The sequence below is a fragment of the Lentzea sp. NPDC102401 genome (genome assembly GCF_044765805.1).
Taxonomy (GTDB): Bacteria; Actinomycetota; Actinomycetes; order Mycobacteriales; family Pseudonocardiaceae; genus Lentzea; species Lentzea sokolovensis.
Genome location: NZ_JBIWKS010000001.1, coordinates 559,785 through 585,436, shown reverse-complemented (window position 1 = coordinate 585,436; position 25,652 = coordinate 559,785). Strand labels below are relative to the sequence as shown.

At 70.6% G+C, this 25,652-nt stretch carries 28 protein-coding genes; 16 read left to right on the top strand and 12 right to left on the bottom strand.

The genetic code is table 11. The annotated features are described in order from the left end of the window. Window positions 1-167 precede the first annotated feature (167 nt). The gene (locus ACIRG5_RS02720; protein WP_402899080.1) at window positions 168-746 is read left to right on the top strand and encodes a phosphatase PAP2 family protein; all 579 of its coding nucleotides are present in this window, start codon (window positions 168-170) and stop codon (window positions 744-746) included. Here ACIRG5_RS02720 and ACIRG5_RS02715 read toward each other — a convergent pair. From ACIRG5_RS02715 to ACIRG5_RS02705, 3 genes are read right to left on the bottom strand one after another with little or no spacing between them, the layout of a single operon-like run. Beyond that, complete coding sequence (locus tag ACIRG5_RS02715) at window positions 656-1,252, bottom strand: flavodoxin family protein (RefSeq protein WP_402899077.1); 597 nt, start codon at window positions 1,250-1,252, stop codon at window positions 656-658. The genes ACIRG5_RS02720 and ACIRG5_RS02715 overlap by 91 nt on opposite strands. Continuing rightward, on the bottom strand, window positions 1,252-2,046 hold the full coding sequence (locus tag ACIRG5_RS02710; RefSeq protein ID WP_402899074.1) for an SDR family oxidoreductase: 795 nt from the start codon (window positions 2,044-2,046) through the stop codon (window positions 1,252-1,254). The genes ACIRG5_RS02715 and ACIRG5_RS02710 overlap by 1 nt, the downstream gene beginning before the upstream one ends. Further along, on the bottom strand, window positions 2,043-3,227 hold the full coding sequence (locus ACIRG5_RS02705) for a cytochrome P450 (protein ID WP_402899072.1): 1,185 nt from the start codon (window positions 3,225-3,227) through the stop codon (window positions 2,043-2,045). Before ACIRG5_RS02705 ends, ACIRG5_RS02710 begins: the two co-directional genes overlap by 4 nt. An 82-nt stretch (window positions 3,228-3,309) precedes the next feature. On the opposite strand from ACIRG5_RS02705, the gene ACIRG5_RS02700 reads away from it, so the two are divergent. The 3 genes from ACIRG5_RS02700 to ACIRG5_RS02690 are packed head-to-tail and all read left to right on the top strand — an operon-like array spanning window position 3,310 to window position 4,865. After that, window positions 3,310-3,633, top strand: a complete 324-nt coding sequence (locus tag ACIRG5_RS02700) for a plasmid stabilization protein (RefSeq protein WP_402899069.1) — start codon at window positions 3,310-3,312, stop codon at window positions 3,631-3,633. Between the two features lie 10 nt (window positions 3,634-3,643). After that, window positions 3,644-4,297: a hypothetical protein gene (locus ACIRG5_RS02695; protein WP_402899067.1), complete on the top strand. Its 654-nt coding sequence runs from the start codon at window positions 3,644-3,646 to the stop codon at window positions 4,295-4,297. Between the two features lie 13 nt (window positions 4,298-4,310). Beyond that, window positions 4,311-4,865 (top strand): hemerythrin domain-containing protein, encoded by a 555-nt coding sequence (locus ACIRG5_RS02690; RefSeq protein ID WP_402899064.1) that lies wholly within the window; start codon window positions 4,311-4,313, stop codon window positions 4,863-4,865. On the opposite strand, the gene ACIRG5_RS02685 is transcribed toward ACIRG5_RS02690, so the two are convergent. Continuing rightward, window positions 4,862-5,584 (bottom strand): TauD/TfdA family dioxygenase, encoded by a 723-nt coding sequence (locus ACIRG5_RS02685; RefSeq protein ID WP_402899061.1) that lies wholly within the window; start codon window positions 5,582-5,584, stop codon window positions 4,862-4,864. The two genes, ACIRG5_RS02690 and ACIRG5_RS02685, sit on opposite strands and share 4 nt — an antisense overlap. Next, window positions 5,581-6,774: an MFS transporter gene (locus ACIRG5_RS02680; RefSeq protein ID WP_402900865.1), complete on the bottom strand. Its 1,194-nt coding sequence runs from the start codon at window positions 6,772-6,774 to the stop codon at window positions 5,581-5,583. Before ACIRG5_RS02680 ends, ACIRG5_RS02685 begins: the two co-directional genes overlap by 4 nt. 101 nt (window positions 6,775-6,875) lie before the next feature. Here ACIRG5_RS02680 and ACIRG5_RS02675 point away from each other — a divergent pair, with 101 nt between their 5' ends. Genes ACIRG5_RS02675 through ACIRG5_RS02655 form a run of 5 tightly spaced genes read left to right on the top strand, consistent with a single transcriptional unit; the run spans window position 6,876 to window position 11,524 of the window. After that, window positions 6,876-7,853, top strand: coding sequence for an ABC transporter substrate-binding protein (locus ACIRG5_RS02675; RefSeq protein ID WP_402899058.1), 978 nt, complete (start codon window positions 6,876-6,878; stop codon window positions 7,851-7,853). Beyond that, a complete protein-coding gene (locus ACIRG5_RS02670; RefSeq protein ID WP_402899055.1) occupies window positions 7,846-8,907 on the top strand; it encodes a FecCD family ABC transporter permease in 1,062 nt (353 codons plus the stop codon). Before ACIRG5_RS02675 ends, ACIRG5_RS02670 begins: the two co-directional genes overlap by 8 nt. Next, entirely contained in the window at window positions 8,904-9,671 is a 768-nt protein-coding gene (locus ACIRG5_RS02665; RefSeq protein WP_402899053.1) for an ABC transporter ATP-binding protein, read from the top strand. The genes ACIRG5_RS02670 and ACIRG5_RS02665 overlap by 4 nt, the downstream gene beginning before the upstream one ends. A gap of 12 nt (window positions 9,672-9,683) precedes the next feature. After that, a complete protein-coding gene (locus ACIRG5_RS02660; RefSeq protein WP_402899050.1) occupies window positions 9,684-10,484 on the top strand; it encodes a Rossmann-like domain-containing protein in 801 nt (266 codons plus the stop codon). After that, window positions 10,481-11,524, top strand: coding sequence for a pyridoxal-phosphate dependent enzyme (locus ACIRG5_RS02655; protein WP_402899047.1), 1,044 nt, complete (start codon window positions 10,481-10,483; stop codon window positions 11,522-11,524). The genes ACIRG5_RS02660 and ACIRG5_RS02655 overlap by 4 nt, the downstream gene beginning before the upstream one ends. On the opposite strand, the gene ACIRG5_RS02650 is transcribed toward ACIRG5_RS02655, so the two are convergent. Continuing rightward, window positions 11,496-11,660 carry a DUF3040 domain-containing protein gene (locus ACIRG5_RS02650; protein ID WP_402899044.1) on the bottom strand — a complete coding sequence of 55 codons (165 nt, stop codon included), beginning with the start codon at window positions 11,658-11,660 and terminating at the stop codon, window positions 11,496-11,498. The genes ACIRG5_RS02655 and ACIRG5_RS02650 overlap by 29 nt on opposite strands. Before the next feature lie 59 nt (window positions 11,661-11,719). Next, the gene (locus ACIRG5_RS02645) at window positions 11,720-11,887 is read right to left on the bottom strand and encodes a hypothetical protein (protein ID WP_402899041.1); all 168 of its coding nucleotides are present in this window, start codon (window positions 11,885-11,887) and stop codon (window positions 11,720-11,722) included. Between the two features lie 142 nt (window positions 11,888-12,029). Here ACIRG5_RS02645 and ACIRG5_RS02640 point away from each other — a divergent pair, with 142 nt between their 5' ends. Further along, on the top strand, window positions 12,030-14,621 hold the full coding sequence (locus ACIRG5_RS02640; protein WP_402899038.1) for an ABC transporter substrate-binding protein: 2,592 nt from the start codon (window positions 12,030-12,032) through the stop codon (window positions 14,619-14,621). Window position 14,622: 1 nt separating this feature from the next. Here ACIRG5_RS02640 and tsaA read toward each other — a convergent pair whose 3' ends face one another. Beyond that, window positions 14,623-15,018 (bottom strand): tRNA (N6-threonylcarbamoyladenosine(37)-N6)-methyltransferase TrmO, encoded by a 396-nt coding sequence (gene tsaA, locus ACIRG5_RS02635; protein WP_402899035.1) that lies wholly within the window; start codon window positions 15,016-15,018, stop codon window positions 14,623-14,625. Continuing rightward, window positions 15,018-16,415, bottom strand: coding sequence for a YdiU family protein (locus tag ACIRG5_RS02630; protein WP_402899032.1), 1,398 nt, complete (start codon window positions 16,413-16,415; stop codon window positions 15,018-15,020). Before ACIRG5_RS02630 ends, tsaA begins: the two co-directional genes overlap by 1 nt. A gap of 138 nt (window positions 16,416-16,553) precedes the next feature. Here ACIRG5_RS02630 and ACIRG5_RS02625 point away from each other — a divergent pair, with 138 nt between their 5' ends. Both ACIRG5_RS02625 and ACIRG5_RS02620 read left to right on the top strand, forming a co-directional pair. Beyond that, window positions 16,554-17,471 carry a hypothetical protein gene (locus ACIRG5_RS02625; RefSeq protein ID WP_402899029.1) on the top strand — a complete coding sequence of 306 codons (918 nt, stop codon included), beginning with the start codon at window positions 16,554-16,556 and terminating at the stop codon, window positions 17,469-17,471. A 75-nt stretch (window positions 17,472-17,546) separates the two neighbouring features. After that, window positions 17,547-17,993, top strand: coding sequence for a hypothetical protein (locus tag ACIRG5_RS02620; RefSeq protein ID WP_402899027.1), 447 nt, complete (start codon window positions 17,547-17,549; stop codon window positions 17,991-17,993). On the opposite strand, the gene ACIRG5_RS02615 is transcribed toward ACIRG5_RS02620, so the two are convergent. Both ACIRG5_RS02615 and ACIRG5_RS02610 read right to left on the bottom strand, forming a co-directional pair. Then, window positions 17,990-18,379 carry an HNH endonuclease gene (locus ACIRG5_RS02615; protein ID WP_402899024.1) on the bottom strand — a complete coding sequence of 130 codons (390 nt, stop codon included), beginning with the start codon at window positions 18,377-18,379 and terminating at the stop codon, window positions 17,990-17,992. The genes ACIRG5_RS02620 and ACIRG5_RS02615 overlap by 4 nt on opposite strands. Continuing rightward, window positions 18,363-19,292, bottom strand: a complete 930-nt coding sequence (locus ACIRG5_RS02610; RefSeq protein WP_402899021.1) for a LysR family transcriptional regulator — start codon at window positions 19,290-19,292, stop codon at window positions 18,363-18,365. The genes ACIRG5_RS02615 and ACIRG5_RS02610 overlap by 17 nt, the downstream gene beginning before the upstream one ends. A gap of 70 nt (window positions 19,293-19,362) precedes the next feature. On the opposite strand from ACIRG5_RS02610, the gene ACIRG5_RS02605 reads away from it, so the two are divergent. Next, window positions 19,363-20,385, top strand: a complete 1,023-nt coding sequence (locus ACIRG5_RS02605; protein ID WP_402899018.1) for a TDT family transporter — start codon at window positions 19,363-19,365, stop codon at window positions 20,383-20,385. Between the two features lie 15 nt (window positions 20,386-20,400). Continuing rightward, on the top strand, window positions 20,401-21,531 hold the full coding sequence (locus ACIRG5_RS02600) for a hypothetical protein (protein ID WP_402899015.1): 1,131 nt from the start codon (window positions 20,401-20,403) through the stop codon (window positions 21,529-21,531). Here the strand turns inward: ACIRG5_RS02600 and ACIRG5_RS02595 are convergent. Further along, complete coding sequence (locus tag ACIRG5_RS02595) at window positions 21,500-23,191, bottom strand: hypothetical protein (RefSeq protein WP_402899013.1); 1,692 nt, start codon at window positions 23,189-23,191, stop codon at window positions 21,500-21,502. The genes ACIRG5_RS02600 and ACIRG5_RS02595 overlap by 32 nt on opposite strands. Window positions 23,192-23,245: 54 nt before the next feature. Between ACIRG5_RS02595 and ACIRG5_RS02590 the strand changes: the two genes are divergently transcribed. Both ACIRG5_RS02590 and ACIRG5_RS02585 read left to right on the top strand, forming a co-directional pair. Next, complete coding sequence (locus ACIRG5_RS02590; RefSeq protein WP_402899011.1) at window positions 23,246-23,548, top strand: hypothetical protein; 303 nt, start codon at window positions 23,246-23,248, stop codon at window positions 23,546-23,548. A gap of 1,427 nt (window positions 23,549-24,975) precedes the next feature. Continuing rightward, window positions 24,976-25,593, top strand: a complete 618-nt coding sequence (locus ACIRG5_RS02585; RefSeq protein WP_402900863.1) for a hypothetical protein — start codon at window positions 24,976-24,978, stop codon at window positions 25,591-25,593. Window positions 25,594-25,652 lie beyond the last annotated feature (59 nt).

Genomic DNA, 25,652 nt, shown 5'->3' with positions numbered 1-25,652 from the left:
GTGAGCATTGTCTGGAAATCGACCACCGCAAGAGAAGCCATGGGTTCGAAATCGCGGTCCGGTGGAACCCCGTCTGACAGACCGTCGCTCGAAATCGTCTGAGCGACGAGTCCACCTTGGAGGATCCTTGAAGGTCGGCACGGTCGTGTCAGGAAATCCGGTGTCGCGTGAACGGTGAGAACGAACTGGACGAGGAGTCGCTGCACGACAGCGAGGAGTTACCCACCAGACGCCCGCACCCGATCATCGTCGCCGCGAGCCTGACCGCGCGAGGTGGTGTGCTCTGGTTGCCCGTCGCCGGGCTGCTCGTGCTGGCAGGCAGGGAAAAAGCCGCGAAGCACGCACTCACGGCGGCCATTGTCGCCATGCCGCTCGGGCACCTGGTCAGCCTCTTCGTGCACCGTCGGCGGCCGCGGGTCCCGGCCATGCCCGCGCGCCGGGCGCTGCCGGAGCATCCCGACTCGTCCTCGTTCCCGTCCAAGCACGCGGTGACGGCGGCCGCGTTCGGCACCGCCACCGCGCTCGTGGACCGCGAGGCCGCTGTGTTCGTGACGCCGGTGGTGTTGCTGGTCGCCTACAGTCGCCTCAGGACCCGTGTGCACTGGCCCACGGACGTCCTGGGCGGCTTGGCGATCGGCGCTGTGGTGGCGCTGGCTCAGGCCGGAATCGGGCGCTCCGCCAGGGCCAGGGCGACGGCGTGCAGGTTGGCGGCCATGGTGCGGCCGGTCTTCTCCGACCACTCGTGACCCTCGTCGGTGTCCGAGTAGCTCGGGCCCGGCCCCGGACCGCGGTTCCAGTAGGTCCAGGCCTGGCCGGGGATCGTGTAGCCGATGTCGCCGAGTCCGCCGCAGATCTCGCTGATGACGTGGTGCGCGCCGTCCTCGTTGCCGGTCACCACCACGCCCGCGACGCGGTTGTAGGCGACGGGCCGGTCCTCGTCGTCGGTCTCGGAGATCATGGCGTCCATCCGTTCCAGCGCCCGCTGGGCGAGCGAGGACGGGCGGCCCACCCACGTCGGGGTCGCGAACACCAGGATCTCGGCGTCGAGCAGCAACCGGTGGACGTTCGGCCACTCGTCGCCGCCGCCGAGGTCGGTCACCACGCCCGGCGGGATCTCGTGGTCCGCCAGGCGGAACGACGTGACCTCGACGTCCTTATTGGTCAGCTCGTCGATCACGACCTGGGCGAGCAGATCGGTGTTGGACGGGTCAGGGGACTTCTTCAAGGTGCAGTTGAGCACAACGGCACGCATCAGGGCTTCCTCCACTTCTCGTCGGCGACCAGCTGGCTCGCCTGCGGGCCCATCAGGGACATTCCGCCGTCCACGACGAACGACGCTCCGGTCACGTAGCTCGCGGCCGGAGTGGCGAGGAACGCGACGACGGCCGCGACCTCCTTCGCGTGACCGGGACGGCCGAGCGGGACGCCCGGCCGGGGCTGGGTGTGCGGGTCGACGTCCTCCTGGCCGGTCATCGGCGTCGAGATCTCGCCCGGTGCCACCGAGTTGACCGTGATGCCGTGTTCGGACAGTTCGAGCGCGAGCACCTCGGTGAGCGCGCCGAGCCCGGCCTTCGCGGCGCAGTAAGGCGCGGCACCGACCCGTGGCAGGTGTTCGTGGACCGAGGTGATGTTGATGATCCGGCCGCCGCGCCCGGCGGCGATCATGTGCCTGGCCGCCCGCTGGCAGCACAGGAACGCGCCGTCCAGGTCGACCGAGAGCACCGAGCGCCAGGTGTCGAACGACATGTCCAGTGCCTTCTCGCTGCTGCCGGTGCCGGCGCAGTTCACCAGGACGTCCACACCGCCCAGTTCCTCGGCCAGTTCGTCGATGACGTCCGCCGCGGAAGGGAGCCTGGTCAGATCGAGCTGCCGCACGGCACAACGGGCTCCTGCCTCCCGGACCTCGTCGGCGGTCCTCGCGGCTCCGTCGGCGTCCTCGTGGTAGGTGATGCCCACGTCGGCGCCACCACCCGCGAGCGCGACGGCGACGGCCTTGCCGATGCCGGAGTCCGCACCGGTCACGACGGCGTACAGGGGTGCGTTCATGACACTCGAGTACCCGTCGGAGTCGCGGGCATCCGGATGCCGAAGTGGTTGAGCGTGCCCGGCAGCGGATCGCTGAGCGCGGGGAACGACAGGTGCTCGCTGAGCGTGTCCAGCATGGTGGCGGCGGTGGTCAGCACCAGGTCACGGCCGGGACACTCGCCGGGACCCGCGCTGAACGGCACGATCGCGGGGTCGCGCGGCCCGTCCCAGATCTCCGGCGCGTACCGGTCGGCGAACGGCAGCCGGTCGGGGTCGCGGTGGAAGAACGGGGTGAACACGACGAACTCGGTCTTCTCCGGCAGCCACGTGCCGTGCCAGCGGGTGGGTTTCGTGCTCTCCCGCAGGATCACCGGCGTGGTGGGCCACAGCCGTGCCGATTCGAGGATGCCGTGCATGCCCCGCGCGCCGATGGCCAGCGCGCGCATCGTGACGATGCCCGCCGCGTCGAACGCGAACAGCCAGTGCGGCACCTGACCGGACAGATCGCCCGGCTGGGCCGCCAGGCTGCCCTCCTCCCGCCGCGCGAGATGCTCGTCGAGCCTGCGCTGGAAGCGTTCGCGCAGGTCACGTTGCCTCGGATGGAGGAAGGCCCAGTTCGCGTTCTGCCGCAGCGCCTTCAAGTCGTCCGTGAGCTGGTCGTCACCGCGGGCGCCGTCCCCGAGGACGATCCTGCGCACGATCCGCCACCACACCTGGGCGAACGAGTCCCAGGTCAGCTCACCGGTGCTCATCGCGTGCCTGGTGAGCAGGTCGGCCTCGTCGCGCACGATCGCCTCGGCGGGCACGTTCTCCGGCCGCAACGCGCGTTCGTTGAGCTCGCGCAGCGGTTGTCGCTCCGATCCTTCCGAGATGAGCACGCCGTGCGGCTGGAAGTGCTTCAGCGCGGCCTTCTTCTCCCGGGTGGCCAGCGCGAACGGGTCCGGTGACTCGGCCAGCAGCCTGCCGACGTCGGCCGGATCGACCAGCATCGCGACGCTGCGGCCGGTGATGCGCAGCCGCACCGGCTCCGGGCCGTAGCGGTCACGCAGGCGGCGCATGGTGTCGATCGCCCTGGTGTCGGACTGGAGCCTCTCGGCGGCCGCCATGACGCCCGGCCTGCGGACGATGACGCCCTTGGCGAGGGTGGGCAGCAGCACCGTCCCCAGGACGCGGGCGGTGTCGAGTCGGGAAGAGATCGCCATGCCGTTCGGCTACCCGGTCCTCGGAGTGTGAATCGTCCTGACCGGGGGTATTCGCTGACCAGCACCGATTAAGGAGGTCGTGATGCCAGCGGGATCGAACGCGAAGCGTGAACGTCAGTACGAGCACATCAAGGACTCCGCCGAGGACCGTGGCGCCTCGCCCAAGCGCGCCAAGGAGATCGCCGCGCGGACGGTCAACAAGAACCGCGCGCAGGCCGGGGAGTCCAAGACCGCGAGCCGATCGTCCATCAAGGACATGTCGCCGCAGAAGCGCGGCGGGCAGCGGTCGCACAGCGGTGCGCAGGGGCCGACGTACGACCAGCTGTACAACGAGGCGAAGCAGCGCAACATCAAGGGGCGCTCCAAGATGACGAAGAAGGAACTCGCCGACGCGCTCGGCCGCTGACGTGTCCGAAGTGGACAAGGCCTCCGCGCTGACGATTCTGACCATGGAGCACAACACGCTGCAGATGATCCGCACGGCGACGATCACCGACGCGACCGGCCGGGCAGGCCACCTGCTGACGACGATCTCGGCGTCCATGATCGCCCTCGGGTTCGTCGCGCAGGTCGTGCCGCTGACGGTGTTGCTGACGCTGATGCTGGTCATCTTCTCGGCGCTGTTCCTGATCGGCCTCGCCACGCTGTTCCGCACGGTCGAGCTGACCATCGAGGACGTGCAGGCCGGCCTCGGGATCAACCGCATCCGGCACGTCTACGGTGACCTCGAGCCGTCGACCAGGGACGTCTTCGTGCGGCAGATCCACGACGACACCCTCGGCGTCGAGGCGGACGGCGGCCAGACCGGCTGGCGCAACACCCGGCGGCCGCGGCTGGTCGGCACGACGCTGGGCGTGTCCGGCCTCGTGAACCTGGTGAACGGCCTCGTCGCCGGCGTCATCGCGGGCTCCGCGGCAGGACTGCTGAACGCGGGCCTGACGTGGTCGATCGTGATCGGCGCCATCGGCGCGGTAGTGGTGTTCAGCGCGTTCGGCGTGGCACTCGGCCGGATCGGACGGCGCGGCCTCGCCCCCATCGCCACGCGCTACCCGAGGAAAGACCCGAACTGAAGGAGAAACCACCATGCAGTACGACGTCGTCGACCTGATCATGCAGGACCACCGCGAGGTGGAGCGCCTGTTCGACGAGCTGAAGAACCACCCCGAGAAACGGCCGCTGCTCACCCCGGTGATGTGCGGCCTGCTCGTCGCCCACAGCCGCGCGGAGGAGTCCGAGGTCTACCCGGCCGCGAAGGACGCGGGCGGCGACGACGAGGTCGAGCACAGCCAGGAGGAGCACGCCGAGGCCGAGCAGTTGCTCGCCAAGCTCCTCGACTGCGAGTACGACTCGCCGAAGTACGAGAAGGCGCTGCAGGACGTCGTCGACTCCATCACCCACCACGTGGAGGAAGAGGAGAAGACGGTGCTGCCGGGCATGCGCAAGCGCCTGAGCGCACAGCGCCGCTACGAGCTCGGCGAGGCGTTCGCCCGCAGCCGCGCCGACCACCTCGGTGAGATGCCCGGCCAGGCCACTCGCGAGGAACTGCTCACCCAGGCGCAGAACCTCGGCGTCACGGGTGCGTCGAACATGACCAAGGAGCAGCTGCGCAAGGAGTTGGAGAAGGCGGCGTCCTCCTAAGCGTCGTCGGTCCGCACGGTTTGGACGTGCACGGTCCGGGCACCGGTGTGCGCGTCCCGGCCGTGCCAGCAGCGGTAGTTGTCGAGGACCAGGAGCTCGCCCTCGTTCAGCCTGAGTCTCGGCAACGTCCGCTGCACCCGCTCGACCTCGGTGTCGAAGCGGGCGAGCATGTCGATGACGTGTTCGGCGGCGGGGTCGCGGTGCAGGGCCGCGACCCCGTCCGTGCGCCGGTTGATGCGCCTGCCCGTACGGGTGTACTCGATGTGACGGCCTACCCGCGGTGTCGCGGGCAGGCCGCGCGTTGGTGCCCAGCGTCCGTACAGGTCCACATCGGACCCCGTGAGGAAGTCCTTCAGCTCCGCGTCGAGCGAGTCGGTGAACTCGTGCGCGTCGAGGACGAACGACTGACCTCCGGACGGCGCCTGGGAAGCGAGCAGCACCAGGACGTGGTCCTCGTCGGGATGCCTGCGCCGCACCGGCTTTCCGGCGATGTCGACGACCACGTCGAAGCTGTCCGCGTGCAACCCGACGACCTCGCCGTCCACCGACCGCCGGGTCCGGTACGGGAACAGCTCGCGCAACGACGTGCCGAACAGCAGGGAAGCGGCCACGGGCAGCGAGTCCGGGGAGTTCGGCAGGCCGGTCAGGATCACCGCACCCGTGTCCGTCAACACCCTGCGCGCGGCCGGATCCAGCGCCTGCAGGCGGGGCACGATCATCGGCGCGGCCCGAAGTCCCGTGACGACGGCACCAGCGCGGCCAGCGCGGGCGCGGCGAAGCAGATCACCGCACAGGCGGCCAGCACCACAGGAGCACCGAACGCCGAGATGGCCGGGGCGATGAGCGCCAGGCCGATCGGCGCCAGGCCGTAGGACATCAGGAAGTCCAAAGAGGACACGCGGGCGAGCTTCGACGGCTCGACCTCGCGCTGGGTCGCGGTGAACCACGGCACGTTGAACAGCTCGATGCCCAGTCCCGCCACGGCGTAGGCGGCGATCACGACGAACGGGTGCACCGGCAGCAGCAGGCTCAGCGGCGCGAACCCGTACAGCGCGAGGCCGAACAGCGCGGTCCAGCCCGCGTGGCGCGGCCGCCAGCGGGCGATGAGCAGGGCGCCGGCGAGTGCACCGAGCGTGTAGGCGGTCAACGCGCCCGCCAGCACCGCCTCCGTGTCGTAGCGGTCGCGGCTGACCAGGGGGAGCACCACGCCGGTCGCCGAGTAGCCGGTGGCGATCACCGCGGTCAGCGCGCCGAGCCCGGCCAGGAACCACGGGTGCCTGCGGGCTTCGCGCACGCCGTCCCAGAAGTCCGCCACGAAGCCCGAACCGCCGCCAGGGGCCGTGCCGCCGGTTCCCGCGGGCGGGACCAGGGCCGCGACCAGCCACAGCGCGCCGATGCCGAGCAGCAGCACCTGCGTGTTCAGGAACAGGGCCAGCAACGCGGTCAAGCCCGGCGCCACCAACGTCGTCACCCGCACGGACAGGGTCATCGCGGCGTTGGCCTGCTGCCGTTGGCCGGCCGCGACCACCTCGGCGGTCAACGCCTGGAACGCCGGCCGGCACGCGCCCTGACCCGCCCCCATCGCCGCGGCCGCCACGGCCGCGAACACCAGCGAGTTGCCCACGAAGGCAGCGAGTGCCGGTGCGGCGACGGCGGACACGAGACCGGACCACAGGACCACCTGGCGGCGCGCGTAGCGGTCGGCCAGGACACCGCTGACCGGGACGGCGGCCAGGAAGCCCCCGGTGCGCGCGGCGAGCAGGACGCCCAGTTCCACGGCCGTCAGCGACCGGGAGAGAACGGCCAGGCCCAGCACGAACGGCAGCGCCCAGGTGGCGATGCCCGATGCCGTCGTCGCGGTCCAGAGACGGAGAAAAGTGGTGCTGCGCAACACCGACGGGCTGCGCATTGTGTCGTGGGCCACGCGATCGACCTTCCAGCAGGGTTGCAATGAAAATGATTGTCGTTACAGTAGCGCACACCGTTCGAGTGAACTTTCTGGAGGATCCGATGTCTCACCCCGCCCGGTTCGGCCTGGCGTTGGTCGCGGTGCTCGCCGCGGGCTGCGCCACACCGGGAGGCGCCCAGGCGCCGACGGCCCAGTCGGTGGTGGTGGACAGCTGCGGCAAGCAGCTCACGTTCACCGGCACGCCGCAGCGGGTGGTGACGCTGGACCAGAACTCGACGGAAACGTTGCTGGCGCTGGGAATGCAGGACCGGATGGCCGGCACCGCGAACGTCAAGACCAAGGTGGCGCCCCGGTTCGCCGACGCCTACGCGAAGATCCCGGTGCTGTCGCCCAAGATCCTCACCTCGGAACCGCTCAGGGCGGCCAACCCCGATGTCGTCGTGGCGTCGTTCAAGGAGCTCTTCACCGCCGACCGCGCCGGAACGCGCGACGAGCTGGAAACCCTGGGGGTGCCCACGTTCGTGAGCGCGGTGAACTGCCCGGACGGTACGACCGCGCCGTTCGACCGGCTGTTCCGGGACTACGAGAACTTCGGGAAGATCTTCGGCATCACCGAGAAGGCGAACCAGCTCGCCGCCGAGCAACGCGCGGCCGTCGCGGAAGTCCAGGCCGTGAAACGGGATCCGGTGAAGGTCGTCTGGGTCTACTCGGTGTTCAAGGGCGTCCCGTACGTGGCGGGCAAGGACGGCATGCCCAGCCAGATGAGCAGGATCGCCGGCGCGGTCAACGTGTTCGACGACCTCAGCCAGGAGTGGCCGGAGGCGTCCTGGGAGGAGATCGCCCGCCGCGACCCCGACGTCATCGTGATCGGCGACCTGTCCGAACGCGGCAACCCCGGCGACAGGGCGAGCGAGAAGCTCGCGATGATGCGCGAGCACCCGGTCGTCTCGCAGCTCAAGGCGTTGCGGGAGAACAAGGTGATCGAGCTGCCGGGCATCGAGATGGACCCGTCCGTGCGCACGGTCGACGCGCTCAAGGCGTTCGGCGCCGGACTCGACGAGATCGCCGGCCGTGGCTGACGCCGCTCTTCTCGACCCGGTCGTCCTGGAAGCTCCGGAAACCGTTCAGCGCGGGAAGAACACGCTCGTGGTCGTGTTGAGCCTCATCGTGCTCGTGGTGTCGATGGTGCTCGCCGTCCGCATCGGCGTGGGCGCGGGCTGGGCCGAGATCGGCAGGGCCGCGGGCGGACGCCTCGGCCTGCCGGTCGTTCCGCTGCCGCGCCTGCTGGACTCGCTGATCTGGGATCTGAGGGTGCCGCGGGTGCTGCTCGCGGCGCTCGTCGGCGCGGCGCTGGCGGTGTGCGGCGCGGTACTGCAGAGCGTCACGCGGAACTCGTTGGCCGACCCGTACCTGCTCGGGGTGTCGTCCGGCGCCTCGACGGGCGCGGTGGTCGTGGTGGTGCTGGGCTTCGCCGGCTCGCAGCTCGGGGTCACCGGTGGAGCGTTGATCGGCGCGCTGGTGGCGTTCGGGTTGCTGATGCTGCTGCTCCGGCGCACCGGCCTGGACTCGTCGCGCGTCGTGCTCACCGGTGTGGTCGTGGGACAGCTGTTCGCCGCGCTCACCTCGTTGATCCTGCTGACGTCCGGGGACGCCGACAGCATCCGCGCCGTCACCAACTGGCTGCTGGGATCGCTCGCGTCGGCCCGGTGGACGTCCGTCGTGGTGTGCGCGGTGGTCCTGGCGTTCGGGCTGCTCGTGGTGTGGCTGTGCTCGGCCGCGTTGGACGGGTTCGCGTTCGGCACCGACACCGCGTCCTCGCTGGGGGTCGACGTCCGGACGACACGCATCGTCCTGCTGGTCACGACCTCGGTGCTGACGGCCGTCGCGGTGGCCGCCGTGGGCGCGGTCGGGTTCGTCGGGCTCATCGTCCCGCACGGCGTCCGATTCCTCGTCGGGCCGTTGCACCGCAAACTCCTGCCGCTGTCGGCCGTCGTCGGCGCGGTGTTCCTGGTCTGGACGGACGCGCTCACCCGCGTGGTGTTCTCGCCGCTGGAGGTGTCGGTGGGCGTGTTCACCGCGCTGCTCGGCGTGCCGCTCTTCCTGCTGGTGCTGCGCAAGCGGGGTGAGCTGTGAGGATCGACGTCCGGAACCTGAGCTGGGGCGTGCCCGGCAAGACCATCGTCAGGGACGTGAGCCTGACGGTCGAACCGGGGGAGACGGTCGGGCTGATCGGGCCGAACGGCTCCGGCAAGTCGTCGCTGCTGCGGTGCGTGGCAGGGCTGCGAACTCCGGCGAACGGCGAGGTGCGCTTCGACGGCGTGGAGATCACGTCGTGGTCCGCCCGTGAGAGAGCGCGCAGGCTGGCGTTCGTCGAGCAGACCGCCGACACCGACAGCGACCTGCGGGTGGCCGAGGTCGCGATGCTCGGCCGCACCGCCCACCGGTCGCGATGGCGTGGGCCGGACGCCAGTGATCACGCGATCGTCGCCGCCGCACTGGAGAGGCTCGACCTCACCGGGCTGGCCGACCGGCCGTGGAAGCAGCTGTCCGGTGGCGAACGACAGCGCACCCATCTGGCGCGGGCGCTGGCGCAACGCACGTCCGGACTGCTGCTGGACGAACCCACGAACCACCTGGACGTGCGCCACCAGCTCGAACTGATGGAACTGGCCGGGCGCACGCCGCAGACCGTCGTCGTGGCGCTGCACGACCTCGCGCTGGCCGCCCGCTACTGCGATCGGCTGGTCCTGATGCACGGCGGCACGGTCGTCGCGGACGGCCAGGCGGCCGACGTGCTGACCACGCCACTGCTGCGCGAGGTGTTCGACGTGGAAGCCGAGATCGGCCGCGACAGCCTGGGCCACCTGGCCGTCGGCTATCGCGAGCCGGTCCGCTGAGAAGGGGGAGACATGTCCACTGTGGATGATCTGATAGCAGAGGTGCTGGCGGGCCGGCACGGCCCCGATCCGCGAGAACTACCTGCCACCAGCGTGTTCTGGGTGCATCACGGCACCAGGCTGGCCGGCGGCGACACCACCTACCGCAACCAGTACGTGCTGGTCCGCGTCGGAACGGCGTTCGGCGCCTGCGCGTTCGCGGAAGGCGACGCCGATCCGGCCGTGGCCGCGAACTACTCCGGCGCTCCCGTCGCCCGCCTGCTCACCGAGGCCCCGGCTCCCGTGCGGGTGGCGGCCCTCGACGCCTACCTCGGCAGCGTTCGTCCACATCGGACCTCCGATGCCGAACGAGTCGTGCTGCCGTCCGGAACGCCGGAGGAGCGGGCGCGGGCGAGAGATGCCGCCGTCGCCGGCCTGCTCGACGTCGAACCCGGCGCCAAGGTCGCGTTGATCGGCGTGGTGAACCCGTTGGTGGCAGCCATCCGCGAGCGCGGCGCCGAGTGCCTGCCATGCGATCTCTCGTTGCGCACGACGCAGTGGGGCGACCCGGTGACCCCGGACATGCGCGACGTCCTCGGGGTCGCGGACGCCGTGGTGGCGACGGGCATGACGATCGGCAACGGCACGTTCGACGAGATCCTGCGCGCCTGCCGCGAACGCGACATCCCGCTGATCGTCTACGCCCAGACCGCCAGTGCCGTCGCCCGCCACTTCCTCGGTGAGGGAGTCACGGCCCTGTCCGCGGAACCGTTCCCGTTCTCGCAGTTCAGCGCCGACGAATCCGCGCTGTACCGCTACCGGGCCCGAGCATGAGAGAAGACGTGGACCACCACATCGCCGACGCGCTGAGCCGTCCCGCCCTGGTACGCCTCGACTCCCGCACCCTGTGCCTGCGCTTCGAGACCATGAAGGTCGCCTCCGCCCTCGAAGCCGTCCGGTACCTCCTCGAACGCGGAACCATCGCGCAGGGGGACACGCTGGTCGACAGTTCGAGTGGCATCTACGCGCACGCTCTGGCGTTGGCCTGCCACCGCTACGGCCTGCACTGCCACATCGTCGCCTCCACGACGGTCGACAAGACGTTGCGCACGCAGTTGGAGATCCTCGGTGCGACCGTGGAACCGATGCCGCCGTCCCCGAGCCTGAAGCTCGACCAGAGCCGGCGGGTGGCACGGGTGCGGGAGATCCTGCGCGATCACCCGAGGCACCACTGGATGCGCCAGTACCACGACGACGTCCACTACCGCGGCTACCGGCCGATCGCCGACCTCATCCGCGAGCACGCCGACTGCGACCACCTGAGCGTCGTGGGGGGTGTCGGCACCGGAGCGTCGACCGGTGCGCTGACCACGTTCCTGCGGGAGACGGCGCCTCAGGTCGAACTGGTCGGCGTGCAGCCGTTCGACAGCGTCACGTTCGGCAGCGAGCACGTGCACGACCCGGAGATCATCATCGCCGGGATCGGCAGCTCGATCCCGTTCGGCAACGTCGACCACACGCTCTACGACACCGTGCACTGGTTCGGCTTCGACGCGGCTCTGTCCGGCAGTGTGGCTCTGCTGCGCGAGCACGCGATCTTCGCCGGACTGTCGGCGGGAGCGGCGTACCTGGCGGCGCGGTGGGAGCAGCGGCTGGACCCGGAACGGCACGTGGTCGTGCTGGCCCCGGACACCGGTCATCGCTACGTCGACGCCGCGTACTCCCGGCACGCGGAGGTGCCGATGCCGGAGGAACTCCGCCCACGCCAGATCGCCAGGCTCGCGGACATGGACCTGCCGTGGTCGCGGATGCGCTGGAACCGGGCCGAGGCGCCGCCGAACGCGGTCAGTCGGCCGATCGCGGTGGCTTCCTGAAGAACGCCGCCACGCGCTGCCCCACGTTCCTCTGGGCCAGCGGACCCTGGCTCAGCGCGCGAGCCAGGTCCGGGTCGGACGCACGAAGCCACCGTTCGATATCGCTGAGCCGCTGCTGTTCCTGAGCACTGAGCATGCCCGCTCCCCAGGTCGGTCCGGCCGGTAGAAGAGCCGCATACCCAGCGGCTCAGCGGTTCAAACCGGTTTCGGCTGCGGAGGAAGCGGATCGTCGTCCGGCCCGGGAGGCCGCACCGGGTCGGCGTCCGGGCCGGGCAGGTGTGGCTGGTCCGGCCCGATCGGTTGCGGCTGGTCCGGGCCCGGCGTGGTCGGCACGGGTTCCGCCGGTGGAATCGGTTGGCTCATGACCGGTGGGTACCCGCCGGTCACACCCTTCCCACCCGATTCTCGTCTGCGTCGAATTAAGTCCGTTTCCGCTAATGAACCGTCCTGCCTGGCCGACAATTCGTCCAGATTCTGTTTGGATCCGGCAGAACGGGGCGGGGACTTGACGCTGTCCAGGGCGACGCAGGGGTGGTTCCACGGTTCCGAGCAGACCCGCGGCCTGCAGTTCAGCGGCGCGATCGAGCTGCTGCGGCTGCTCGACCGCCTGGCCACCCGCCCGCGCTGGCCGTCTCGCGACGTGCCGCTGCCGATCGTCTGCCTGCGCCGCCCGCCCGGTGCGCAGGGTCCGCTCGAGGCACTGGTGAACCGGCCCGCGGACGCGCGCGGGCGCCGGGTCCCGTACGCGCTGGTCAACGGTGCCGCGGAATCCCGGCGCAGGCTCCTCGACGACGTGGTCGGGCAGCTCGCGAGCGAGGTGCGGGGCGTGGCGCGGCTGCGGTTCCCGCGGTTCGCCCTCGTCGGGTGGTTGCTCGACCTGACGCTGCCCGCCGGGGTCGAGGCGGAGGAAGAGGAACGGGAGATCGCCCGGGAGTTCCGGATGCACCTGCGGCGGCGCATGCGGGTGACGCGGGACGGGATGCAGGACCTCGCGCAGGACTTCCCCTGGTGGATCCGGCTGATCATCGGGGTGATGCCGCGCGTCGGCCTGGCGCTGATGGCGTTGCTGTGGCGCCCGGCGAAGTGGGTGGGCGAGCAGTCGCTGGGCGGCCGGTCGCGCCAGGGCCTCTACCGGCTCGCCCGCACAGTGGTGAAGGAACGCCTGGCAGAACACCACGAGGACGAGGTCGGCGATCTGCTCGTGCGCGCGCTGTTGGAGGATTTGCGGCGTTCGCACCGCCGGTGGACCTTGTGGGGAACGGGCCGGCGGCGCACAGGACGTCCGTGGCTGCTGCTCGACAACCACAACGGTGACTGTGCGGGACAGTGGCTGGTGGACGCCATCGGCCGTGCGCGCAGTGGCGTCCGGAGTGGACAGTCGTGGCGCGCGAACCCGTTGAGCCGGCCGGATCCGCTGCTCGTGGTCGCGGCGAAGGAGTCGGCCGACGTACCGGTGACGCACGCCGCGGACGCGCTCGCGGGCTATCACGACTGGCTGCGGCAGCTGTCGCGGTCGGAGAACTGGGTGCTGGCGCTCGACACCGACGCCACCGAGCCCGCGCGCGGCATCGTCGGCGCGCTGTCCGAGTTCCCGCCCCTGCGTCTGCGCAGAGCCCTCGCCGCGCCCCTCGTGCTGCTGGTTCTCGCCGGATCACTGGTGGCCGTGCCCTTCCTCAACAACGCCAGGTGCGACGAGTGGTGGTCGCCGTCGCTGCGCTCACCGCTGGAACGCGTCGGCACGGAGTGCATCGGGGTGTCGGCGGATCCGCTGCGGCACTTCGTTCCCGACTGGGTACCGGACGACATCCGGCCCGCGCTGGAGGACGTCTACGGCCGGATCATGGCCGAGAACCGCAAGGCGGCGCTGCGGCCGGACGCGATCACGATCGTGTTCCTCAGCGTGCTGACCCCGAGCACCGCCAACAGCTTCCACGCCCTGGTCGAGGAGTTGCGCGGGGTGTGGGTGGCGCAGAAGAACAGCGACGTGCCCATCAGGATGTTGCTGGCCAACGGCGGCGAAGGACCGGGTGGCCGTGGCCTGGCGTCCGGTGACATCGCCGCGGACAAGATCATCGAACTGGCGGCGCGCGACCGCGGCGTCGTCGCGGTGACCGGGCTGTCGATCAGCTCCGACACCGCCAAGTCCGTGGTGAAACGCCTGGGCAGCAACGCCTTGCCGATCATCGGCACCCTGACGTCGGCGGACGACATGGCGAGCATCAACGAGTACTACTACCAGGTCGGGCCCAACAACCTGCGCGAGTCGAAGGTCGCCGCCTACTACATGCAGACTCGTCTGAACGTGACGAACGTGGCGATCTTCTTCTCCGGCGACACGAGTGACCGGTACAGCCAGAACCTGGCCGAGGACGCCCGGCTCTCCTTCGCCGAACGCGGAATCGTGGTCAGCCAGTACAAGTCGTACCGGGTCGCGAACGACGACGAGGGCCTGGCGCCGGCGAGCCTCGGCCAGGGCGCGTGCCCGGCGCAGGCCACCCCCGGCTATGCGGTCTTCTACGCGGGCCGCGCCCAGTACCTGGCGGAGTTCCTGCGCGGCATGAACAGCAAGTGCCAGGGCAGCACGCCGCCGGTGATCGCGAGCGACTCGTCCACCCGGTTCATCCTGGAGGGGACCATGGCCCAGTTCCCCAACGTACGGCTGGACTACCTGTCGTTCGCGAGCCCCGCCGCGTGGGCCGACTGCGGGAAGGTGCCGTTCTACAAGAACTACCTCGACGTGTTCCGCAAGACCTGCCAGACGCTGGGGGACGGGCGTTCCGCCGCGGCCTACGACGCGATGCAGGTGCTGGCCGAAGGGGTCCGGCAGGTGCGGCGGACGGATCCGGGCGCGCGGGTGCGCGAAGGCCTGCTCGCCGGGATCGGCAGCATCCGGCCGGACAACGCCATCCAGGGCGCCACCGGGACGATCGGGTTCGGGGCGAGCACGCGGCTGCCGGCGAACAAGGCCGTGCTGGTGTTGCAGGGCAACACGGACACGACCTCGACGCCTCGGCTGTTGTGCGGTGAACTGCCGTTCCGCGAGGACCTGGCGGCCGGGCTGGAGCAGGACGGGGGATGCCCGCGCGATCCCCAGTAGGTCAGCGTTCCGGCCCCAGCACGGGCTTCACGTCGACGATCGGCGTGCCGTCGATGGCCTCCAGGTGCGCGACCCGCACCTTCAGGCCGTCCACCGCGGTGATCCGGACGTGGTGCAGGCCGATCGGGTTCGGGCGGTCCGGCGACCGGGTCGAGAACACGCCTGTCTCCGGCCGGTCCTCCTCGCTGCGGGGATGCACGGCCAGCACCGACCTGTCGGCGCGGTCGAGCCAGGTCAGGACCAGGACGTGCTGGCCCTCTTCCAGTTCCCGCATCGCCCGCGCGTACTCGGGCGCGAACACGAGCAAGGCCTCCGGCGCGCCCTCGTCGGCCTGCTTGGGCGCGGCGGAGCGGTCGAGGAGGGGCGATTCGACGTGGCCGATCGGCTGCAGCTTCATCAAGTCCCGCAGTAGGTCCGGTAGGTGGCACTGAAGTCCCGCGGCGCGGGATCGGCGAAGTATTCCAGGCCGGGCCGTTCGCCGAACGGGGAGGTAACCGCTTTCAGCAAACGGTCGAACGGGCCCATGTCGCCGTCCGCCCCGGCGGCCAGCGCCTCCTCCACGAGGTGGTTGCGCGGGACGTAGACGGGGTTGGCGTGGTCCATCGTCTCGGCGTCCGGTCCGAGTTCGCGCCAGCGTGCGAGCCAGGCGTCGACGGCGGCGAGGTCGAGGAACAGCGAGCGGGCGGGTTCCGCGTCGCCGCGAGCCGCCTTGCCGAGCAGGTGGAAGAACGACGTGAAGTCGACGTGGTTCTCGTGCATCAACGCGAGCAGGTCCTGCAGCAGTGGCTTCACGTCGCCGGACACGCCGAGCTTCGCCCGCATGCCGCCGATCCAGGTCTCCTCGAAGTGCGCGTCGAACGTCCGCAGCGTCGCGAGGGCCAGCGAGACGGCCTCGTCCTCGTTCTCGGCGAACAGCGGCAGGAGGGCCTCGGCGAGGCGGGCCAGGTTCCACTCGGCGATGATCGGCTGGTTGCCGTAGGCGTAGCGGCCGCGGTGGTCGATGGAGCTGTACTTCGTCGTCGGGTCGTAGGCCTCCATGAACGCGCACGGGCCGTAGTCGATCGTCTCGCCGGAGATCGTCATGTTGTCCGTGTTCATCACGCCGTGGATGAAGCCGACCAGCATCCACCGGGCGACGAGGGATGCCTGGGCGGCGACCACGTGCGCGAACAGCTCCAGGTAGGTGCTGCCGGGGTGGTGGCGGGCGATCGCGTGGTCGGCGAGGCGGCGCAGCAGGTCCAGGTCGCCGGTGTTGCGGGCGTACTGGAAGCTGCCGACGCGCAGGTGCGACGCGGCGACCCTGGCCAGGACGGCACCGGCCAGCGGTTCCTCGCGCTGGACCGCGTGCCCGGTCGACACGACGGCCAGCGCACGGGTCGTGGGGATGCCGAGTGCGTACATGGCCTCGCTGATCAGGTACTCGCGCAGCATCGGGCCGACGGCGGCCAGTCCGTCGCCGCCGCGGGCGAACGGGGTGCGGCCGGAGCCCTTCAGATGAAGGTCGCGGAGCCGTCCGTCGGCGTCGGTCAGTTCACCGAGCAGCAGCGCGCGGCCGTCGCCGAGCCTGGGGGAGTAGCCGCCGAACTGGTGACCGGCGTACGCCTGGGCGACACCGCGCCCGCTCACGAGAAACGGCAGATCGTGAGCGCGCAGCCGGCTGGGGTCGAGGCCGAGCTCCTTCGCGAGTGGCTCGTTGAGCGCCAGGAGTTCCGGTTCGGCGACCGGGACGGCCTCCCACGAGACCGCCATCTCCGGCACCGCGTCGGCGAAGTCGCTGCTCAGGCTGATGTTCACGCCCCCAACGGTACCGGGTGGGCGCCGCGGCGCGTGTGATCGCGCTCTCACCTCGAACTCGGCTGAACCGATCGGAGAGACCGTACGTGATTGGGGGTGAACAGGTTGGCGAAAGTCCACTCAGGAATGAGAAAAACAATGCGTCGCAAGCAAGTTGGGTTCTCTGCTGCCCTTTTCGCGGTCGGTGTCATCGCTCTGACGGCGTGCGGTCAGAGCGCCGCGCAGTCCGGATCTGCCGCTCCCGCAACGGAACAGGCCCAGGAGACGCAGCAGGCTTCCGCCGAACAGTCCGATGTGGACTTCCTGCGCGGATCGGCGAACTCCAACAAGGCCGACCAGAACAGCGGCGACCGCGCTCCAGCGGCCGCGTCGCCCGAGGTGAAGCAGAAGTGGGTCGAGCTGCGCGTCGCCAACGCCGGTGGCCTGGAGCCCGCCGTCGTCAACGGCAAGGGACTCTCGGTCTACTGGTTCAGCGACGACCCGGTGAAGGGCGGAGTGTCCAACTGCAACGGTGACTGCGCCAAGACGTGGCCGCCCGTCACCGTCGCCAAGGGCACCAAGCTCTTCTTCCCCGGCATCAGGCGGGAGAACATCGGCTTCGTCAAGCGTCAGGACGGCACGACCCAGGTGACGATCGGCGGCCGCCCGATCTACCTGTTCAGCAAGGACGAGAAGGCCGGTGACATCTTGGGCCAGAACGTCGGCAACAAGTGGTTCGTCATCAACCCCGAAGGCAAGCGCGCCGTCGCCCCCGCCGAGGCTCCCGCCACCCAGCCCGCCCCGCCCGCTCCCGGCGCCAAGCCCGCGAACTCCGTGACCTTCTTCAGCGGCAAGAACTTCGACGACTTCAGCGGCGACAACTTCGCGACCGGCGTCAAGGTCGAGGCCAAGTGCGCCGACCTGCGCGGCGGCTTCAGGTCGCTGTCCCCGGACGGCGCCGTGAAGATCTGGTCCGAGCCGGGCTGCAAGGGCAAGTCCACCGTCGTGAGCGACGACGTCGCGGACACGGCCGCGCTCGGGTTCCCCGACGGTGTGAAGTCCTTCATCCGCGCGTGAACCTGATCGGGTGAACGCGGAGGCCGCCGGAGCACCCCAGCTCAGGCGGCCTTTCGGGCTCGCTACGCTGCCCGCATGCGCTACTCCGCCATTGCGCTGGCTTTCCTCCTGCTCGGGTGCGGCACCGGGACGTCGTCCCTGCCCACGATCAAGCCGGCCCCCACCTCGTCGACCGGCTCACCGCTGCCGGACCTGCAGCCCAGGCTCGACGCGATCGGCGTCCTGCTCACGGAGTGCGCGGCGCGCCTGCGAGGCGAGCCCGTGGCCCCGGCCGACAACTGCACGCACGTCATGCCCGACGTGACAGGGGTGGTCGACGAGGTCGAGAAGCAGTCGGCCAAGCTGCCACCCTCCGGCCAGACCGCCCTCGCCGAGGTGCGCCGTCAGCTCGCCGAGATCGCGCCGTGCGAGCCGTGGTTCGCGGCCGGCGGGGCGAGTGCGGACGGGCAGCTCGACGCCCGCTGCAGGAAGGCCTGGGACGCGCTCTTCGACGGCTACAGCGCCGTGCGCAACTCCGCCTAGCCCGGTTCCACTGTGGACTCGACGGCCTCGACGACCTCGGCGAAACGCGCCGTCAGCTCGTTCGAGATCTCGTAGTGGCGCACCAGGAACGTGCGCTCGTCGAGCTTCTTGCGCCGCAGCCAGCCCGTCACCTCGGCGTTGCACTTGCTCGCGTTGCACGATCCGCACGCGGGCACGACGTTGCCGAGCGTGTACCGGCCGCCGCGGGAGAGGGCCTGCACGCAGTCCTTCTGCAACGAGCTCGCGGGAGCGGCGCAGTAGGCGCAACCGCCCCAGGCCGTCCTGAGGGCGTCCCACTGCTCGTCGGTGAGGTCGTTGATGACGCGGGCCATGCGCTTCTTGCGCTTGCGCGCGGCGCGAACCTGTTTGCTACCGCCGGTCGGCACGATCGGTGAGACTACGCGTCGCGATGGTCAACAGGTCGGAGGCGGGGCCCCGGGGTGTCCGCCCGGACGGCCAGACCGCCCTCAGCGCGCGGTGCAGGTCCACGCCGCTGACCTCGACCCGGACGAGCGTGCGGGCGGCGATGTCGGCGGCCACCGTGTGAATGCTCAGGACGGCGGGGCCGATGCCGCCGATCGCGGCCGCCTTGATCGCCGTGGTCGACGACATGTCGAGCAACGGCCCCGCGGACTCGGTGATGCCCGCTGCCTTCAGCGCGTGCTCCCACGCCTGCCGCGTGCCCGAACCCGACTCCCTGCTGACCAGCGGCGTCGCGGCGGCCTTCGCGGCGGTGACGCGCCGACGCCCGGCCCAGGGATGGCCGGGCGCGACGACGAGCACGAGTTCGTCGTTCGCGACCACGCGGCTGGCCAGGCCCGCCGGCACGTCGGTGCTCTCGACGAACCCCAGGTCGGCCTTCTGGGCCAGCACCTGCTCCGCGACCTGCACCGAGTTGCCCGCCGACAACACGGTCGCGGTGTCCGGGCTCACCGACCGCAGCGCGATCAGCCACGCGGGCAGCAGGTACTCGGCCACGGTGAGGCTCGCGGCGATCCTGAGGTGGCTCTGCCGGTCCGCGCGCAGGCTGGTGATGCCGGCGTCGAGGTCGGCCGCGCGTTCCAGCACCTGGGCGGCCCAGCCGGCCACGAGCTGACCTGCCGTGGTGAGCCGGGCGCCGCGCGAGGTGCGTTCGAGCAACGTGACGCCGACGCGGGCCTCAAGCGTCCTGAGCCGCTCGCTGGCGCTGGGCTGGGACATGCCGTGAGCCTGGGCCGCGCGGCCGATGCTGCCCAGCTCGGCGACGCTGCGCAGCAGGTCGAAGCTGGTCAGGTCGGTGACCCTGGACGGCAGAGGCATAGGGACAGCCTATGCCCACCTCGGCGATTGGTGCCTACCGAGGCAGGCGGGCGCGGGGGATCGTCATGTCGTGACCGCTCTCGCACCTCAACACACCGTGCCCGTCGGGGTGCGACGAGCGGCACCATTCGGCCCGAACCTCTTCGCCTCGGTGATGGGGACGGGGATCGTCGCCACGGCCGGAGCCTCGATGCCCGGCCTGCGCACCGCCGCCACGTACGTGTGGGCGCTCGACGCCGCATTGCTGATCTTCCTCGTGGCCGCCGCCCTGAGGCGCTGGACCTGGTCGACGGTGCGCTCGCAGCTCGCCGATCCGGTGATGGCCCAGTTCTGGGGCGCGCCGCCGATGGCGTTGATGACCGTCGGCACGGGCGCGTTGCTGCTCGGCTCCGACTGGATCGGGCTGCCCGCCGCGCTGGCGCTCGACTGGACACTGTGGACGGCGGGCACGCTGCTCGGGCTGGCGACCTCGGTGCTGGTGCCGTTGCGGATGATCGGCAGCGGTGAGCGCGCGTTCGCCGGCTGGCTGATGCCGGTGGTGCCGCCGATGGTGTCCGCGGCCTCCGGTGCCCTGCTGGCCCAGCACCTGCCGGAAGGGCCGGCGCGGCAGACCATGGTGCTCGGCTGTTACGCGCTGTTCGGCGTCAGTCTGTTCGCGACGATGGTGATCGTGCCGCAGATCTGGCAGCGGCTGGTGCAGCACGGGCTGGGCGCCGCCTCGACCGTGCCGACGCTGTGGATCGTGCTCGGGCCGCTGGGCCAGTCGATCACCGCCGCGAACCTGCTCGCGGGTGTGCCCGTGCTGCCGGGCCAGGCCGCGTTCGGTGTGCTCTACGGCACGGTCACGTGGGGGTTCGCCCTGCTGTGGGTGGCGCTCGCGACGGCCGTCACCGTGCGGACCGCACGGCGCGGGCTGCCGTTCGCGTTGACGTGGTGGAGTTTCGTCTTCCCGCTCGGCACCCTGGTGACCGGGACGAGCGCGCTCGCGGTCCGGGTTCCCTCGGCGGTGCTCTCCGGGGTTTCCGTTGTGCTGTACGGAGTGCTGGTGGTCGCGTGGATCACGGTGGCCGCCCGCACGCTGATGCGCCGGTAGACGTACACTGCCCGCATGAGCCCGGAAGCCCGTCACGTCATCATTCTCGTTGAAGGACAAGGGCTTCCGCTCGCCGTCGTACGGCTGACCGGGGCTGTCGAGGAAGCGTTCACGCACGACCTGCGCTGGGAGCCGTCGGATCTGCTCGGCCGCGTTCCGTCCGAACCGGACTGGACGGTGCGCGAGGTGGGCGTCAGCGACGCGAACGGGTTCCTCGTCGAGATGATCCGCACCATCCGGTCGCGCGACCACGAGTCGGAGCTGACGGACTACAAGTACTACGCGTCGTTCAAGGACGCGCTCGGCGTGCTCGACCTCGACACCGCGGACCGGCTCCTCCGCCGGCCGGAGGGCGGTGTCGAGGAGGAGTACGCCGGTCATCGGACGTGGGAGCGCAGCGAGAAGCTCCACCGCATCGACTCGGGTCTCGACAAGCAGGAGGAGTACGTCGCGCTCAGCCTCGTCGAGGCCGCTCACGTCAAGAAGCTGATCGACGCGCAGTGGGACCGGGCTTGCACCCACCACGTCGTCCTCGTGGACAAGCGCCCGGTCGCCGTGGTCACCCAGGTGGCCAAGGACCCGGACAGCGAGCTCGCGTTCACCGGTGACCCGGAGCCGCAGCCGTCGAGGTTGCTCGCCCAGGCCACGCGCGAGCCGCGGATGGACGCCGTGCGGACGTCCATGGCGACCGCCGTCGAGACGATGGCACGGCTCTCGTTGCGGTGGCGGACCGAGGCACGAGCGGGCGAGACCGCCGGGTACGCGGTCTTCCACCAGCTGACCGACGTCCTCGACGTTGACTCGGCGTACGACGTCGTGCCGGAGGCCCAGGGCGAGTTCGCCGTGCCGCTGAACGCCTCGGAGAAGGCCCGCCTCACCGCCCGCCTGCACCTCCGCAACGCCCGCAGGGAAGCGCAGCCGATCGACGGCCACTTCTACTTCGCCGTCTTCGAGCAGCTGCACGAGGTCATGGATCTGGACAACGCGCGCTCGCTCCTCCGCGTCGACGGCGCCCAGCAGTGGGAGACGCTGCGGCAGGAAGGGCAATGGCTGCCCGCGAGCAAGCCGAGGAAGCTGCACACGCTGCCGCTCACGAACTCCGGCCTCGACCGCGTCACCCGTCAGGTGCAACGGCTGACCCGCTGAGCTTCTGGTAGCGCGCGTGCACGAGCCGCAACACCTGCTGTTCTTCTTCCAGGACGGGGAGTTCCGCGAACCGCTTGGCGCGGGACAGGCAGAGCTTCAGGAACTCCAGCGAGTCGAGCAGGTCGGGGATCACCCACGGCTGGGACTCGGCGACGCAGCCGCGTTGCAGCGTGATGGTGCCCAGGATCGCCTGTTCCGCCTCGCTCCAGCGGTGCAGGGAGGCGAACGCGTTGGCCATCGACCACGTGGCGATGGCGCACTTGGCGGCATAGGCGTGCGGTGACTGCGGGACCAGCGCGTACAGCACGCGGGTCGCGGTCAGGTAGCCCTCCAGCGCGTTGGCGTGATCGCCGCGGGCGGCCAGGCGGTTCGAGAAGTTCAGCACCACCTGGGCGTACTGCGGGCCGTGCCGGTCCGGGTCGCGCCGGTGCAGGTCCTGGATCAGCAGCAAGGCCTGCTGGCCGACGTCGAACGCGTCCTGGCCCGCCGCGCTCAGCGCGGTCGCGTACGTGTCGAGCGCGGCGATGTAGCGCAGCAGGTGCCGGCCGGGGTCGCGGTCGGCCATGCCGCGGAGCAGGGCGACCGACTCGGCGGCGAACTCGGCCGCCCGGCCCGGCTCTCCGGTGTGGGCCGCGCAGGCGAGACCCAGTGCGATCGCCTGGTCCTCCGGCTCGAGTTTCCGGGACAGCTCCAGGGCTTCGAGCGACGCGGCCGCCGCGCGGGCACGGTCCCTCACGGCGTGGTTGCTCGCCACGACGGTCTGCAGCGCGTCGAACAGCAGGCCCTTGTCGCCGACGCCACGGGCGACGGTCACGGCCTCGTCGGCCTTCTCCCGGGCGTACCAGTGGTGGCCGAGCAGGGCCACCGCCTGGGACAGGATGACCAGCGCGCGGACGCGGAGGTCCTGGCTGTGTGCGTTGCCGGCGGCGCGGTGGGCGAACGCGGCGGCCTGTTCGGGTCGCTCGCCGTCGAGCATCCGGGTGGCGAGGTCGAGGTCGAGCATGGGGCTGGGCTCGTCCGCCGGATCGGGCTCGATGTCGAAGGTGTTGCGGGAGAACAGGTCCAGTGCGATGTGCGCGATGGCCGAGGCCAGCCGCGAGTCCTGCCGGGGCAGCCTGAGGTAGGCGTCGACGGCGACCTCGTAGCTCGCCGCGGGGAACGCCTGGCGCAGCAGTTCGACGAGCCGCGCGGGGTCTTCGGCCGAGGTCGTCGCCTGAGCGAGCGCGGGCAGGTAGGCGTCCGGGTCGTCGGTCAACGCCTGCGACAGCGCGAGGTCCGCGGCCTCCGCGGCGATCCCCGGCACAGATGTCAAGCGACACAAGGATTCCACGGCACTTGGACGATCTGGTGCAGCGACGGCGCGCAGGGCGTCGACGAGCACGTCGGCGCCCCTGTCCGGTTCCCCGTAGGCGTTCAGCGCTTCCCGTACCAGCTCGTCGCCTGATTCCACCGGGGAGAGAAAGTCCGCGGTGCGCTGGACGTCGTAGAGCCCTGCGCGGAAGCCCGGCAACGCGGTGAGCAGCGCTTCCGTCGATCGCCTGTCGTGCACGGGAAACAGGGCGGGCAGGGCCAAAGTCAGGGACAGGGTGATCGGGTCGTCCGCGAAGCCCAGTGCGGCGTCACGGACCTTGGCACGCCAGTGCTCCAGGTCTTGGGGCATGGGATCATGTAACCAGCTCTCGTGCCTGTGCAGGGTGCCGATCGGGGGAGGCCCGTGGATCCGTTGTCGCGGCTGGCGGAACGGCTCTGGTGGTTCACGACGGGCGGCGACCCCGGCCCGTTGCTGGAGGACGCCGCGGTCGACGAGGCCCAGGCGGTGCTGGAGGCCGCGCTGCGGGCCGGTCCGGACGGTCAGGCCGAGGTGCTCGACCGCGACGCCGTCGCGTGCGCCGCGCTGGTGCACTGGTTCCGGTACACCGCGCTTCCAAGGGGCAGTGCGAAGGTGACTACCTGCGCGGCATCTCCCTGGCGCGGGCCATCGGGTTCGACGATCCCGGTCAGATCACCGTCGGCCTGAAGGTCGGCGGGGAAGAACGAGCTTCGCTCGACACCGTGGACGCGGCCGTGCAGTGGGCGCGGCACCTCGCCGCGCGGTTCGACCAGTCCGGTGAGCAGGAGGAACTGGCCTCCGCCGCGGGCCACCTGCGGGCCCGGATCTCGGTGCTGCCCGATCCCCGGCTGCTCGACGCGTTCGTCGCGGTGGTGTACCGGCAGTTCCTCGCGCGGCCTGACCAGCTGTGGCTGCTGGAGGAATCGGTCGTGGCCGCCCGGCGCGCACTGGGACTGACGGCCGAGGACGGCCCGTTGCACGACAGCCGGATCTACGCGCTCGGTGCGGTGCTGGACGCCCGGACCGGGATCTCGCCGCCCGCCGAAGCCGTGGAGTTGTTGCGCGGACTGGCTGCCCGGACATCCGCCGACCACCCGGACCGGCCCCTGCACCTCCTGGCGCTGGCGGACGTGCTGCGGATCTCCGGCCACCACGACGAAGCGATCGCGCTGCTGCGGTCCACGGACGTCGAGGGGCCGTGGCGGGCGCGGACGTTGTCGGCGCTGGAGACGCCGGCCCGGCCGGCCCGGTCGCCCTCGCCCAGCCGGTGCAGCGGCTCGCCGGACAGCCGCGCGAACCACGTGCGCGTGCAGGCACCGATCGGCCTCGTCCCCACGGTGAGCGTCACCTGGTCGAGCCCGGGTTCGGCGCGGTACAGGGCGATGAGCGCCTGGGCGACCGCGGCCGCCGGCACGTCCGCGTCGCTGACGTCGAGCACCGTGCGCCCGTCCGACGGCGCCCGCGGGTCCAGGAAGACCCCGTACCGCGCGTGTCCCGCGTCCATGCCGCTGATCGTCGCAGATTCCGCCCGCGCGGTGCAGGGGATCGGCTGTTCGAGCGTGAATTCGTCGCCGGGAAAGTGCCGGATTTCGCGGTTGAACGGCACGCCTTTTCTCATTTTTCCCGCTCGGCCGCAGGTGCGGATCCCGGCCGCGACCAGACCACGACCCTCACTGGTCCTGTCACTCGGCCTCACCGCACTCACCAGGCCGAACTGGCCCCTCGCGCCACGAAAACGCCGCCTGACCAGCAAGATCACCATCACTCCGAAAACCTTAAAGGCATTTAAAACCAACAGGGTTCTGTTCGCTTTGAACCCCGTCCGTGACCTCCCCGTAGTCATCGGTACAACACCGTTCGACCCCCCGAGGAGACACAGAATGGGCGCTCGACACCGCAAGCCCGCCATGATCGGCGCGGGCGCCGTGCTGGCGGTCGCCGCTGTCGCCGGTGGCATCTTCGCCTTCAGTGGCACCAACTCGAACGCGGCCGAGGACTGCGGTGGACTCGACACCGCGCTCCAGAACAACCTGACCTTCATCGCCGGTCAGCAGGCGAACCCCGACGCGCAGTCGGACGCACGCATCGCCAACCGGCAGGCGGTCGTCAACCTGATCAACCAGCGGCGTGCGGCGGCTGGTTGTGGCAACAACGTCCAGGCGAAGCCCGAAGCGGGGCAGGCCGCCACGTCCGGTGAGGACTGCGGCGGACTGGACAAGGCGTTGCAGAACAACCTGACCTTCATCGCGGGACAGAAGTCCGCTCCGGACTCCCAGTCCGAGGCCCGCATCGCGAACCGGCAGGCCGTGGTCGACCTCATCCAGCAGCGTCGCAAGGCGGCGGGCTGCAAGGGTGACGGTGGCGCGGCCGACGCCGGCCAGGGCAACGCGAACCAGGGCGACAACGCCGGCCAGGCACCGGCCCAGCAGCCCACCAAGCAGCCCGATGCGAACCAGGGCAACAACAACGCCGGTGGCGCTACCGGCCAGCAGGTCTGCAACGGCTCGACCGTGACGCTGTCCGGCGAGGGCGGCGAGCCCGCCGCGTCGAGCGGCACGTTCCCGATCGGCACCACGCTGAAGGTCACGAACCTGGACAACAACAAGTCCACGACCGTCAAGGTGGCGTCGGTGTCCGGCAGCTGCGCGCTGCTGAACAACGCGGCCTTCGAACAGGTCCGCGAGCCCGGCAAGTTCCTCATCCGCAACGCGAAGATCGAGAAGATCGGCTGATCTGTCCACAAAGGACGGCACGAGGCCGGGTGTTCCCGTCAAGGCGCGGGGGAACACCC